The organism is Corynebacterium sp. A21, assembly GCF_052266655.1.
In the GTDB taxonomy this organism is placed as follows: domain Bacteria; phylum Actinomycetota; class Actinomycetes; order Mycobacteriales; family Mycobacteriaceae; genus Corynebacterium.
In genome coordinates, this window is record NZ_JBQPQY010000012.1 from 1 (window position 1) to 12,466 (window position 12,466).

Sequence of the window (12,466 nt, forward strand, 5' to 3'; positions counted from 1 at the left end):
CAGCAGCACCCACAAATCACCAGGTAGATCGACTGTTGTCTTGTTCTTTCACGCTCTCGTCCAGCAATTAACTGCCAGCAGGTCCCCAAAACACTCGATTAGCGGTTCATCTTCCCCACCACTCACCGCAATCTTGACGTAATCAAAACTCAACCGAGTCAGCCCCACCTCCGGGACAACTACTTAACGGAGCAGAGACAGCACCCCGGGAACCACCATCAACAGAGAAGAGACCGCTGCCGGCGGGCATACGGTCTCTTCTTGAATCTCTTCTATCTATCTAGGGCCTATCTAGAGCCATGGGATCTAGTGGTAGGCCGCGATCTTTCCGTGCGGTCCTTCGATCACCGTGATCGGAGTATTGAAAATGTCCGAGAGAACCTCATCCTGCATGATCTCCTCCGGGGTTCCCATCTGCGCCAGCTGACCGTGTTTGATCGCCACGATGTAGTCGGCATAACGGGCCGCGAAGTTGATGTCATGCAGCACCACGATGATGGTGCGACCGAATTCCTCAGCAGCATGCTCGAGGTGCTTCATCATTTCCACGGAGTGCGCGATGTCGAGGTTGTTGAGCGGCTCATCAAGAAGCACATAGTCAGTCTCCTGGCAGAGCACCATCGCAACATAGGCGCGCTGTCGCTGACCGCCGGAGAGCTGGTCCAGGTAGCGGTCCTCCAATTCGGTGAGGTTGAGGAAGTCAATGTACTGGGAGACGATCTTCTCGTCTTCAGCGTTGAGCCGCCCCTTGCTATAGGGAAAGCGTCCGAATCCGACCAGCTGCCGGACCGTCAGCTTGGTCACGAAGTGGTTCTCCTGGCGAAGGATGGAGAGGATCTTCGCCAGATCCTTTGAGTTGGTCTTGGTGACGTCGTACTTCCCCACCGTGATTTCGCCATCATCCATCCCGAGCAGCCGGCCCACCATTGTCAGGAGAGTGGACTTACCGGCACCGTTCGGTCCGATCAATGCGGTGATGCCACCTGCCGGGATCTCCAGACTCACCGGCCCGATCTTGACTGAGCTTGAGTAATCTTTCTTGACGTTCTTTAAGGTAATCACAGTCGGCCCTTCCTGAGGATGACGATGAGGAATACGGTGCCACCGACCAGCTCGATGATGATCGAGACGACACCCTGCGCGTTGAAGACGTGGTTCATGATGAAGTACGCACCAGCGAGAACCACGAAACCGGTGACCACGGCCATCGGAAAGGTGTATCGGTGATCGTAGGTGTCAGCGAACTGATAAGCCAGGGTCGCAACCAGGAATCCGAGGAAGGTCATCGGGCCGACCAAGGAGGTGGAAACCGCCATGAGGACCGAGACCAGGATCAGGGTGTAGATCGAGTTTCGCCGGTGGTTCATGCCCAGGTTCGTGGTGGTGTCTCTGCCTAGCGAAATCACGTTGAGGTTTCGGGAGTTCAGCACCAGGAGGGTACCCGCGATGACCACCAGCGGGATGGCAACCGGGAAGTACTCTGTTTCAGCATTGTTGACGGAGCCGAAGAGTCGTGCGGAGAGCACGTCAAATTCTGAAGGAGTCAACGCACGCTGCATGAAGGTGGACACCGACCCCAGTCCACCGCCGATGACGATGCCCACCAGAAGCATCGCGTGCATGTTGCCGCGTTTGCCGGTGAGCAGCCAGGAGTAGAGCGCCACAGTCAGGATGATCATCACGGCCATCTGGCCGAGGAACATCTCGAGGCTTCGGGTGGACAGCAGCATGGTCGCACCGAAAAGGAAGACCGTCGCAGTGTGAATGACCGTATACAGCGCTTCGAAACCCATGATCGAGGGCGTGATGATGCGGTTATTCGTCACCGTCTGGAATCCCACCGTCGCAAGTGCCTGGCAGACTGCCACAATCAACATGACGAGGACGGCTTCCATTCGCCGTTCAGCAATGAGTACAAACCCGGGGTGTCCCACCGGCATCGGATTCTCCCACCAGATCAGCCCCCAGGTGAAACCCAACGCAGCAAGGATCATCAGGCCCAGAATGATCCAGTACCTGCGTTTTGCCTTGGAATTCTGGAAGGCCCCCGAACTGCGTTCCTTCGTGGTGCTCCGAGGTGAGCGAGCTTCAGTCAGCTGATCCCCCACCAGTGCATCCTTGATCTCAATATTCTTATCCACGGACACGCTGCTTCACAATCAGGTACACGAATACGACTGCACCGACGATGCCCAGGACCACCGATACCGGGACCTCGAAGGGCGCGATGATCACGCGGGCCAGGATGTCACAGACGGTGACCACTGCGATTCCGGCGAGGCAGACCCAGGGGAGGTTGGACCGCAGGTCATCACCGCGGAACATCGAGACGATGTTCGGGACGATCAATCCGAGGAAGGGAAGACTACCGACGACCACGGTGACCACGCCGGTGGCGATCGCGATCATGCCGGTACCAATCAAAATCATGCGGTTGTAGTTCAAGCCGACGTTGGTGGCAATCTCCTCGCCGAGTCCGGCGACGGTGAGCCGGTCGGCGAAGAAGAAGACGACGACCACCACGATGAGGACAATCCAGAGCACCTCATACTGGCCGCGGTAGACGGTATTGAAGGATCCGGCGAACCAGATACCGAGTTGCTGCAGCATGTCAGTCTGGAGCGCGAAGAAGGTGGAGATCGAACTGACCACAGCACCGAGCATGAGGCCGATGATGGGAACGATCAGGGAGGATTTGAGAGTCACCCGACGAAGGAACATGAAGAAGACCATCGTGCCGATGAAGGAAAACACCACGGCACCGATCATCCGGTCCAGGATTGTGGCGGCCGGGATGAAGTACATGACAAAGAGCAGCCCCAGGCCGGCCCACTCGGTGGTGCCGGTGGTGGTCGGTTCCACGAAACGGTTTTGGGTGAGTAACTGCATCACCAGACCGGACATCGCCATGGCGGCGCCCGCCAGGACAAGGGAGATAGTACGGGGAATTCGCACTGCCCCAAACATCAGACTGCCATCTTCACCACCGAAAAGGTCGTATTGGCCGGTGAAGAGCGAGACAAAAAGAAGCGCAACGACAACCAGAACTCCGATGAGCAGCTTCCAGTCGAAGAGCTTGACACGGGTCTGCTTGGTGCGCTCCCGTGGAACTTCCGGTGCCGGCTGTGACGACGCGGGGGAAACGGTGGACATGGGCTCACACCCTCCTTCTGGTCTCAGCACGCCGATTGGCGATGTTCATGCGGACTACCTTGATTTCTAGTGTGGTGCTCGACTTAAAGTTTGGCTAACCACAGTAATGATAGATGGTATGGAAAATGAGAAAGGAGACTGTCTCCTGGGAACAGGACAGCCTCCTTCATCTACCGGAAATAACTAGTCCCCCGAGGGGACTGGGAACCTGCTTAGTTCGCAGCTTCTTCGAAAAGATCAGCCATACCGTTGAGAATCTCGGTGTAGGTGATGATGTTCTCGTTAGTGTAGGTGTCCGCCGGTGCGTAGAAGACATTGCCGTCGGCGACAGCCTTGACGTTGGAGAGCACCTCGTTCTCGGAGATAACCTGCTCAGCAGGGGTGTACTCAGCGGTGTCGCGGGAGGTGGTGCCGCCATCGCGGTCCATCACCAGAATGATATCCGGGTTGGATTCAGCGATTGCCTCAACGTTGATGTCATCGCCCTCGTGATCGGAGGAAGCCTTGTCGACCTCGAGCGCCGGGGTCAGACCCACCAGGTCGAAGATCGGACCGAAGGTCCGGCCGACAGAGGGAGCGATGTAGCCGATGTTGCCACCGGAGACGTTGACAGCCATGACGGATTTATCGGAAATTTCCGAGTAGGCGGTCTTGGCACGCTCGACTGCCTCATTGAAGTCAGCCACCAGGGAAGCTGCGTCTTCCTCCTGTCCGAAGATCACCCCCAGGGTCTCGGCCTGACGGATCAGCTCCTGGTCCAGGGCTTCACCCTCGCGGGGATCAAGCTCGACGATGGCGGCATCCGGGTTCAGGGCGGCAATGTCGTCGTAGAACTGGGCGAAGCGCTGACCGTTGATGATCAGGTCCGGCTGTGCAGCGGTCAGTGCCTCAAGGTTGGGTTCACGGTGGGAGCCCATATCAGCGATGGCAGCGTCCTCCTTATAGGAGGTGACGGTGAAGGGAACCAGGGCAACCGGTGCGGCGACCAGATCAACATCCCAGCGGTCCAGCAGCTCGAAAGCGCGGTTATCGGTGGCGGCGACGGCGGTGGCCGGCTGCGGAACCTCGACGGAACCGTGATTGTCCTCAATGGTCAGGGTGTTGGACTCTGCCACTGCGGTGGAGTCAGTGTCGGCAGCCTCGGTGCCGCCGTCAGACGATGAGCAGCTTGCCAGTGCCAGAGCGGCGACGGTAACCAGCGAAACCAGCTTGAAACGAGTGTGAGCCATGTCGTCCTTTTCCGAAAATGAGGGCCCCAGACAGGGCCCGATCAGCGATTCCTTAGTGAGGCAAGGGTACCTTTAGAAAAAGCTAACATAGGGAGATAGCCAAGCCAACCCTTCACCACAAGAGGCACCCCCTCATTCCGGATGGAAAAATTCCAGAACCAGCAATGATAATTTTCCACACTCTCACATATAGATCGATTTCGCACTGTCAGGCAAATCACACTTAGAACCTAAATCCGCCGGAGCCACTTTTGAAAAGCATTGAAAAGGGTACCCTCACCTGTACAAATAGGATCGCCCTACGATGAGAGAGCCATTCATTCCGGCAATTGAGAAACTTTTCCCGGAATTCAACTCAACGGGGGTACGTTTAAGCCCGAAAACAACCCACGACGGACATGAAAAACCCTCCACCTGTATTAACAGGTGGAGGGCTATCGTGGAGCTGCCGGGAATTGAACCCGGGTCCTTCGCTACTTCGCCAGGGCTTCTCCGTGCGCAGTTCGCGCGGAATCTCTACTCGGCCCTCCGGATCGGTCGAACACGTCCGGATGATGGGCCCAGTCAGCGGTGAGGAGTCCCGTTCAGCCCCGCTGACGCGGCTGAACAGCAAGTCCCTTTAGTCGGTGCCAGACTCCGGAACAGGGACCTTTCCGGGCTGACAGACACGCGGTCGCTACTTAGGCAGCGAGGGCGTAGTCGCGCTGAGAGTTCTCGGCGCTTATCATTTTGCTGCGACGCTTAACGGTGGCCATCAGCCTGCACCGGCACGCTTCCCCTGGCTCAATATACGAAGTCGAAACCAAAATCAGCCCCTCTTCGCCACCGGTTGGGATGCTGCGTTCTTCCCGGTGGATGGTTCATCATAACCCTAAATGGGGCGATTCCACAAGATCATGATCCTAACCAGTCAGCGAGAACCACAGCGTGGTTGATCTCCCGGTCCTTCGCCGCGTAGAGCAGGGTGACATCGCCCTCCCTCACCAGGGAACGGAGCTTATCGACGTCTTCGTTCCCGGCGTCAAGCTCTTCGCGATAGCGTCGCGCGAACTCCGCAAAGCGTTCTTCTTCATGCCCAAACCACTTACGTAGTTCTGGTGAGGGGGCGACATCCTTGAGCCATTCATCATGGCCAAGGTCTTCTTTCCGGATGCCGCGCGGCCAGAGCCGGTCCACCAGGATCTTCACGCCAGGAGCGTCAGTCGTTCCCAGATCGTGCACTTTCACCGGATGGACACTCATCCCTTGATCCCCTTGATTCGACGACCCAGGTCGCGGACCACCTCTCGTTCCTCAGTACGCCGTTTGATGTCCTGACGCTTATCATAATCCTGCTTACCCTGTGCCAGACCGAGTTCGATCTTGAGTCGGCCACCCTTGAAATAGAGCTTCAGCGGGATCAGCGTTTTATTGCCGTCACGGACTTTGCCCATGATGGAGTCGATCTCCCGGCGGTGAAGCAACAGTTTGCGCGTGCGTTTCGGGGAGTGATTCGTCCAGGTCCCCATGGTGTATTCCGGGACGTGGAGGTTGCGGAGCCAGACCTCGCCGTCATCGATGGTGGCGAAGGCGTCGATAAGCGAGGCCTTGCCGTCGCGCAGGGACTTGATCTCGGTGCCCAGTAGTACGATGCCGCACTCATAGGTTTCGAGGATGGTGTAATCGTGACGGGCCTTGCGGTTGCTGGCCACAACCTGGCCATCGGCACCTGCCGTTGTCGTTTTCTTCTTCTTTGCCATAACAGTTATGACTCTACATAACCGGGCGAAATCCCCTATTTCCGCACGTAGAAACGCAGCGTGATTTCCGCGGTGATAATCGCAAAGAACACCCCGATCAACGTCATGACCGGAAGGACCTCCCAGATGTCGCCGGTGCTCATCGGGGCGATCAGGCGGGAGTCATAGAGCCCCTGGAGCGCCTTGTCGATGAGGAATTCCTTGCCCAGGAACAGCCCCACCCCGGCCACCACCGCACCGAGCAGACTCGCGATCGCGGCCTCCAGAATGAAGGGTGCCTGGGTGTACCAGCGCGAGGCGCCAACCATGCGCATGATCGACATTTCATCGCGACGGTTATAGGCGGTCATCTGCACCATGTTGGCGATCAGGAAGATCGAGGCGATGGCCTGGACCGCCGCGATGAGGAAGGTCGCCCAGCGCGCGGCATCGAGGTTTTCCACCGCACCACGGAGATCATCAGCCTGATCCACCACGGCCTCGACCTGCGGGAGGTCCCGGATCGGATCCAATGGGCTCGTGTCCAGCGGATCCTCCAGACGGATATGGAGCGCCGCCGGCAAGGCATCGGGTGAGGTTTCGGCGACCAACTGGGGGTCGGTATCCTCGAAAACCTCCACAAAGCGCTGGTAAGACTGCTCTTGAGAGCGGAAGGTCAACGACTCGATGCCCTCCGCGCCGTCGAGAAGCTCTCGCACCTCGCGGCAGGGACCGGATGAACAGTCCGCATCAGCGGCCGAGGTCTCCTGGTCGAATTGGACCATCACCTCAACTCGGTCAAGGTAGATGGCCTTGGTGTCTTCGGTGACTTTAGTGACGAGGAAACCGGTGGCCAGCAACGCCAGCGAGATGGCGGTGGTGATCACCAGAGCGATGGTCATGGTGAAGTTGCGGCCGAGGCCACGGAAGGTTTCACGGAAGACGAAGCTGAGTCTCATTAAGCTGTTTCCCTTTCCTGAGCGGCCCGCGTTAGCGGGACTCGCCGTAGACCCCGTGGGCGTCGTCACGCACGAGCGTGCCCAGGGACAGTTCGATGACGCGGCGACGCATGTCATCGACGGCGCGGGCGTTGTGCGTGGACATGATGATCGTGGTGCCGCCACGATTGATCTGGGTCAGCAGATTCATGATTTCATCAGCGGTTTCGGGATCAAGATTGCCGGTGGGCTCATCGGCCAGCAGCACCAGCGGGCGGTTGACCGAGGCCCGGGCGATGGCCACGCGCTGCTGCTCGCCGCCGGAAAGTTCATGGGGGAAACGGTTGGCCTTGCCACCGAGTCCGACCATGTCCAGGGTCTCGGGCACCAACTTCTCGATGGTGGCCCGTTTCTTGCCGATCACCTCGAGTGCGAAGGCGACATTATCGTGGACATTGAGCTTGGGTAGCAGTTTGAAGTCCTGAAAAACATAGCCGATGTGCTGGCGGAGCTCATTGATCCGCTTCCCGCGCAGCGCATTCACGTGGAACTCCCCCAGGTAGAGCTCCCCGGAGCTCAGGTTTTCCTCACGGATCAGCAGCTGCAGGAAGGTGGACTTCCCCGAACCCGAGGGCCCGATGAGAAAGACAAACTCCCCCTTGTCGATCTGCAGGGAAATGTTATCCAGCGCGGGCCGGGTTGAGGTTTTGAAGACCTTCGTTACCGAGTCAAACGTGATCACCCTCAGCACACTACCGAAGGGATTAGGAGGATGTAACGACTGCGGCAGAAGTGAAGGGAGGTCCTCAGCAGTACCTAAGGAAGCAGCCGGATCTTAGTCTGCCTGCTGCTCGGCCATCCGCCAACGGATACCGGCCTCCAGGAAGCCGTCGATATCACCGTCGAGCACTTTGGAGGGGTCACCCACCTCGAACTCGGTGCGTAGATCCTTGACCATCTGGTACGGGTGCAGCACGTAGGAGCGCATCTGGTTACCCCAGGAGGCGTTACCGCCGGCACCCAGGGCATCCATCTCGGCCCGCTCCTCCTGGCGCTTGCGCTCCAGCAGCTTGGCCTGCAGCACCCGCATGGCGGAAGCCTTGTTCTGGATCTGGGACTTTTCATTCTGACAGGTCACCACGAGGCCGGTGGGGACGTGGGTCAGCCGCACCGCGGAGTCAGTGGTGTTCACTGACTGGCCGCCGGGGCCGGAGGAACGGTAGACATCGACGCGCACGTCATTGTCCGGGATGTCGATCGAGTCGACCTTCTCCACCACCGGGAGGACCTCCACTTCAGCGAAGGACGTCTGGCGGCGGCCCTGGTTATCGAAGGGGCTGATTCTCACCAGCCGGTGGGCGCCCTGTTCGACGGAGAGCTGGCCGTACATGTATTCGCCGTGGACGACGAAGGTCGCGGACTTGATGCCGGCTTCTTCAGCATAGGAAATATCGTAGACATCGACCTTGTGGCCGTTCTTCTCCGCCCAGCGGGTGTACATGCGCATGAGCATCTCCGCCCAGTCCGCGGCATCGACACCACCGGCACCGGAACGGATGTTGATCACGGCTTCGCGGGCGTCATACTCGCCGGAGAGCATGGTCTTGACCTCAAGGGCCTCGATTTCCTCACGCAGCTCGGCGAGCTCGGCATCGGCGATCTCGGTGCCGTCTTCTTCCTCTTCCGAGAGTTCGTACATCACCGGAAGGTCGGAGAGTCGCTGGCGCAGATCGGTGATCTTACGCAGGCGAGACTGTACGGCAGAGAGCTCAGAGGTGACGGTCTGGGCGTGATCCGGGTTATCCCAGAGGGTGGGGTCAGTTGCCTGAGCCTCGAGTTCGCGGACCCGATCAGACATCGCCTCGGGGTCCATCACTTTTTCGATGGTGCTCAGGGTGGTGTCGAGTTCATTGAGCGCTGAGGTGATTTCCGGTCGCATAGCCACAAATCATACCCGCCGGGGCAGCCGTACTCTTATGGCGGCAGCGATCAGGGCAACCAGTCCCAATCCGAGACTTCCCAGAAATACCAGGATAAACAGTCCGACCCCTGATTGACCGGTGGAATCAGGGACCACCGCCACAAACCAGAACACCAGGGTGACCGCGAGCAACGCACCCAAGGCGGCGCTGAATCCTCCCGCGTGCGGGAAGCGCGCGTACCAGGTCAACGCACCCAACGCCACTGCCCCACTGATCGACAGACCGGCTACCTCCACCTGGTGGGGATCTCGCCCGAGCACCTGCGAGGGCAGCAGCCAGGCGGCACACAGCAGCAGACAGGCCCCCGCCCCGAGCCCGAGGCAGACCCCGGAACTCAACCGGCCATAACTCGGTGACCTCGGGGCATGCCAGATGAGCAACACATAGATCACCAGCGGGACAAACAGTGCGATGAGAAGCACAAGAAGGCTGCCCAGCGGGTTTTCCAGCAGGGCCTGCCAGGAGTTGCCGAGGTTCATAAGCACAACCTACTGCAGCCGCAGAGTGAACATGAGGGCACAATGGAGTCCATGACTTCACCGCACTCTCTCACGGACATGATCAACGCCGTCACCAAAACCTTCATCATCGCTCACGAGCAGGATTCGGACGAGCACCTGGCCAAGGCGCTGGTCTACAACGCGGGCCGGATGGCCTGGCGGATGCGGGAAACCGGGGTGAACACCGAGTTCAAGACCTCGGTCTCCGATGTCGTGACCGATGCTGACCGTGGTGCGGAGCAGTTCGTCGCCGGAGCCCTTGAATCACTACGCCCCGAGGATGGACTCATCGGCGAGGAGGGAGCCAGCCGCCCGAGCACTTCCGGCCGCACCTGGATCATTGATCCAGTGGATGGCACCTATAACTTCACCGCCGGCAATGACTACTGGTGCTCGGCGCTGGCGCTGGTCGAGGGTGACCCCGCCGACCCCACACAGGTCCTCTTGGGGGCGGTGCACCGACCGGCCATGGGCTACACCTGGTTCGGCGGCCCAGCCATCCCCAGCACCCGCGACGGGCAGGGCGTCGAGAAGCTTATCGACGCCCCGGTCGACCAGCTCTGCCTGGGCAGCTACCTGCACCCGCGTTTCATGAAGGATGACGCGATCCGCGAGACCTGGCTGCGTGTGGCCAGTGAGTTCGCCACCGTCCGCATGCTGGGCTCCGCCTCGGTGGACCTGGGTTCCGTCGCCGATGGCTCACTGGATGTGTGGATGCAGCACTCCGTGGCGGACTGGGACTGGCTGCCCGGCCGTGCTCTGGTCGAAGGGGCCGGGGGCGCCTGCACCAAGCTCGAAGCCGGTGGTGTTATCTGGTCGATCGCCGGAAATTCCCAGGCAGTTTCACAGGTAGTCGAGCTACTGGCTGAGTAGGCAACTAGAATCAGCTTCCATGTACCACTTTGCAGATGATCTCGCGCTCGCCCTGGAGCTGGCGGATATCGCCGATGCCATTACCCTGGACCGTTTCGAAGCCACCGACCTGGCAGTTAACTCCAAGCCGGACATGACTCCGGTCTCCGATGCCGACCTCGCCTGTGAGGAAGCCCTCCGCGCTAAGCTCAGCGAGGCACGTCCCACCGATGCAGTTCTCGGAGAGGAATTCGGTGGCGAGGTCGAGCACAGCGGCCGGCAGTGGGTCATTGACCCGATCGACGGCACCAAAAACTACGTCCGAGGGGTGCCCGTCTGGGCGACCCTGATCTCCCTGCTGGAAGACGGTGTCCCGGTGGTCGGTGTCATCTCCGCCCCTGCGTTGGCCCGACGCTGGTATGCCTCCCGCGATTCCGGGGCCTTCCGTACCTTCAACGGCAGCTCCCCCTCCCGCCTCGCGGTGTCCGAGGTCACTGAGATTGCCGACGCCTCGCTCTCCTTCTCCTCTCTCTCCGGGTGGCAGGAACGTGGGCTACGCGAGAACTTCGTGGCCCTGTCTGATGAGACCTGGCGCCTGCGCGGCTACGGTGACTTCTTCTCCTACTGCCTGGTTGCTGAGGGCGCGGTGGATATCGCAGCTGAGCCGGAGGTCTCCCTCTGGGACCTGGCCGCCCTGTCCGTACTCGTCGAGGAGGCTGGCGGCAAGTTCACCTCTCTGGCAGGTGTCGAAGGACCGCACGGTGGCGATGCCGTGGCCACCAATGGGGTGCTCCACGACGCCGTCCTCGGCAAACTCAGCTAATTCAGCCCTGCTCAGACAGCATGGAACCCCGGCACCAAGATGGTGCCGGGGTTCAAGTGCCGTTGACTTAGCTGGCTACCCGGAAGCCGGTGCCTACACCGCCACTCGCGTTGAGATCAGCGAGCACGCTGTTCATGTTGGTGATCACGGTGGGCATGAACATCTGTCCCTGCAGCGGGGTCTGGCACTGCAGCTGGTAGAAGGGCAGCAGGCCACCGGAGATCATGCCGACCATCTGGCCGCCTCGGACCACCGGTGCACCGGAATCGCCTTGCATGGCGCATACCTGCGCAATGGTGACAGCCTCATTGGCGGTCCAGGTATTACCGCAGGAGTAGCCGGTGGCCACCCCCTGCTTGCACAGCTGCTCCCCCACACCCGGGGTCTGGCCCCCGATGGAGTTGATGGTGAAACCGTTGTAGGAATTGGTCACCTGGGCATTATCGGCGAATTCGATGACTGAATAGTCCTTGCCGGCGTTGGAGGCCACCACCGTGCCGGACTGCCCGATCTCCCAGGAGTCAGCCGACATGACCACATCACCCTCCTGGCCACAGTGGCCGGCGGTCAAGCCGACCTTGCGGCCGGCATCGTCATAGCCAGCCACACCGAGGGTGCACATCATGGAGTCCCCGACGAAGATCGGGGTGCCTGGGCCATAAAGGGAGATACCCTGTTCCTGGGCATCATAGGATTCCTGTGGCGTGTCCGGGGCATCAAAGTAGCTGCCCTGCACGCGCTGCAGCACCGGTCCGGTGGCGGAGCCTGCCAGCGCCTTGGAGGAAATATCATTATTCCAGTGATAATTCGGTCCATCTACGCGGGCGTACTCGGCGATCTGGCGGGGGCTCTCAGCGGCGTTCTCAGGGGCCACCGCGGGTGATGCGGATGCGGTACCGGTGGCCTGCCCGTAGACCTTATCGACAGCCTCGCTCACGGCGGGATCGATCTCGGGGGTCTGGATACCCAGCGCCGCCAGGTCACCCCTGACTTGGTCCACAATGCCTGCTGATGCGGCTGGAAGCTCATCAGCGCCTGCGGCGGGCACGGCGAAAAGTGCGGCCCCACCCAGAACTCCGGCGATGATATAAGACCTCAGTCGGTGCTTCCTGCGCATTCACTTCCACTTTCTTCAACTGCGGGCAATATCTCTCCACCATCATGCCACGGCAAACTCACGCCAAGGCGTGTAACTCCTGTGACTTATGTGACCTATTCTCATTTGCCCTGGATCAGCGGCATCGCCGGGCAGCTATCTGAGGTGAGCTCAC

At 59.9% G+C, this 12,466-nt stretch carries 13 protein-coding genes and 1 other RNA gene; 2 read left to right on the plus strand and 12 right to left on the minus strand.

Features of this window, described 5'->3' with window-relative positions; genetic code table 11:
• Nucleotides 1–306 precede the first annotated feature (306 nt).
• The 11 genes from ACTU46_RS13420 to ACTU46_RS13470 all read right to left on the minus strand — a co-directional run bounded on the left by ACTU46_RS13420 (nt 307) and on the right by ACTU46_RS13470 (nt 9,499).
• Nucleotides 307–1,062 (minus strand): iron ABC transporter ATP-binding protein, encoded by a 756-nt coding sequence (locus ACTU46_RS13420; protein WP_443382510.1) that lies wholly within the window; start codon nt 1,060–1,062, stop codon nt 307–309.
• Nucleotides 1,059–2,108 (minus strand): iron chelate uptake ABC transporter family permease subunit, encoded by a 1,050-nt coding sequence (locus ACTU46_RS13425; RefSeq protein ID WP_443382703.1) that lies wholly within the window; start codon nt 2,106–2,108, stop codon nt 1,059–1,061. Before ACTU46_RS13425 ends, ACTU46_RS13420 begins: the two co-directional genes overlap by 4 nt.
• Nucleotides 2,109–2,133: 25 nt before the next feature.
• Entirely contained in the window at nt 2,134–3,153 is a 1,020-nt protein-coding gene (locus ACTU46_RS13430) for an ABC transporter permease (RefSeq protein WP_443382513.1), read from the minus strand.
• Nucleotides 3,154–3,365: 212 nt separating this feature from the next.
• Nucleotides 3,366–4,382 carry a siderophore ABC transporter substrate-binding protein gene (locus ACTU46_RS13435; protein WP_443382516.1) on the minus strand — a complete coding sequence of 339 codons (1,017 nt, stop codon included), beginning with the start codon at nt 4,380–4,382 and terminating at the stop codon, nt 3,366–3,368.
• Between the two features lie 437 nt (nt 4,383–4,819).
• Nucleotides 4,820–5,198, minus strand: a transfer-messenger RNA (tmRNA) gene (ssrA, locus tag ACTU46_RS13440).
• Between the two features lie 78 nt (nt 5,199–5,276).
• Nucleotides 5,277–5,624 (minus strand): DUF488 domain-containing protein, encoded by a 348-nt coding sequence (locus tag ACTU46_RS13445; RefSeq protein ID WP_443382518.1) that lies wholly within the window; start codon nt 5,622–5,624, stop codon nt 5,277–5,279.
• Nucleotides 5,621–6,121, minus strand: coding sequence for an SsrA-binding protein SmpB (gene smpB / locus ACTU46_RS13450; RefSeq protein ID WP_443382520.1), 501 nt, complete (start codon nt 6,119–6,121; stop codon nt 5,621–5,623). Before smpB ends, ACTU46_RS13445 begins: the two co-directional genes overlap by 4 nt.
• A 35-nt stretch (nt 6,122–6,156) precedes the next feature.
• The gene (gene ftsX / locus ACTU46_RS13455; protein WP_443382523.1) at nt 6,157–7,059 is read right to left on the minus strand and encodes a permease-like cell division protein FtsX; all 903 of its coding nucleotides are present in this window, start codon (nt 7,057–7,059) and stop codon (nt 6,157–6,159) included.
• Nucleotides 7,060–7,090: 31 nt separating this feature from the next.
• Complete coding sequence (locus ACTU46_RS13460; RefSeq protein ID WP_443382526.1) at nt 7,091–7,780, minus strand: cell division ATP-binding protein FtsE; 690 nt, start codon at nt 7,778–7,780, stop codon at nt 7,091–7,093.
• A 93-nt stretch (nt 7,781–7,873) separates the two neighbouring features.
• Nucleotides 7,874–8,977, minus strand: a complete 1,104-nt coding sequence (gene prfB / locus ACTU46_RS13465; protein WP_443382528.1) for a peptide chain release factor 2 — start codon at nt 8,975–8,977, stop codon at nt 7,874–7,876.
• A gap of 9 nt (nt 8,978–8,986) precedes the next feature.
• On the minus strand, nt 8,987–9,499 hold the full coding sequence (locus tag ACTU46_RS13470) for a hypothetical protein (protein WP_443382531.1): 513 nt from the start codon (nt 9,497–9,499) through the stop codon (nt 8,987–8,989).
• Between the two features lie 42 nt (nt 9,500–9,541).
• On the opposite strand from ACTU46_RS13470, the gene ACTU46_RS13475 reads away from it, so the two are divergent.
• Nucleotides 9,542–10,393 (plus strand): inositol monophosphatase family protein, encoded by an 852-nt coding sequence (locus ACTU46_RS13475; protein ID WP_443382534.1) that lies wholly within the window; start codon nt 9,542–9,544, stop codon nt 10,391–10,393.
• A gap of 19 nt (nt 10,394–10,412) precedes the next feature.
• On the plus strand, nt 10,413–11,195 hold the full coding sequence (gene hisN, locus ACTU46_RS13480; protein ID WP_443382536.1) for a histidinol-phosphatase: 783 nt from the start codon (nt 10,413–10,415) through the stop codon (nt 11,193–11,195).
• Between the two features lie 67 nt (nt 11,196–11,262).
• Here hisN and ACTU46_RS13485 read toward each other — a convergent pair whose 3' ends face one another.
• Nucleotides 11,263–12,312 carry a S1 family peptidase gene (locus tag ACTU46_RS13485; protein ID WP_443382539.1) on the minus strand — a complete coding sequence of 350 codons (1,050 nt, stop codon included), beginning with the start codon at nt 12,310–12,312 and terminating at the stop codon, nt 11,263–11,265.
• Nucleotides 12,313–12,466 lie beyond the last annotated feature (154 nt).

Excerpts from the sequence above, each read along its gene's own strand:
- ACTU46_RS13435 (WP_443382516.1), bottom strand. The coding sequence starts at position 4,382 with ATGGCTCACACTCGTTTCAAGCTGGTTTCGCTGGTTACCGTCGCCGCT.
- smpB (WP_443382520.1), bottom strand. The coding sequence starts at position 6,121 with ATGGCAAAGAAGAAGAAAACGACAACGGCAGGTGCCGATGGCCAGGTT.
- ACTU46_RS13430 (WP_443382513.1), bottom strand. The coding sequence starts at position 3,153 with ATGTCCACCGTTTCCCCCGCGTCGTCACAGCCGGCACCGGAAGTTCCA.
- ACTU46_RS13470 (WP_443382531.1), bottom strand. The coding sequence starts at position 9,499 with ATGAACCTCGGCAACTCCTGGCAGGCCCTGCTGGAAAACCCGCTGGGC.
- ftsX (WP_443382523.1), bottom strand. The coding sequence starts at position 7,059 with ATGAGACTCAGCTTCGTCTTCCGTGAAACCTTCCGTGGCCTCGGCCGC.
- ACTU46_RS13485 (WP_443382539.1), bottom strand. The coding sequence starts at position 12,312 with ATGCGCAGGAAGCACCGACTGAGGTCTTATATCATCGCCGGAGTTCTG.
- prfB (WP_443382528.1), bottom strand. The coding sequence starts at position 8,977 with ATGCGACCGGAAATCACCTCAGCGCTCAATGAACTCGACACCACCCTG.
- hisN (WP_443382536.1), top strand. The coding sequence starts at position 10,413 with ATGTACCACTTTGCAGATGATCTCGCGCTCGCCCTGGAGCTGGCGGAT.
- ACTU46_RS13475 (WP_443382534.1), top strand. The coding sequence starts at position 9,542 with ATGGAGTCCATGACTTCACCGCACTCTCTCACGGACATGATCAACGCC.
- ACTU46_RS13445 (WP_443382518.1), bottom strand. The coding sequence starts at position 5,624 with ATGAGTGTCCATCCGGTGAAAGTGCACGATCTGGGAACGACTGACGCT.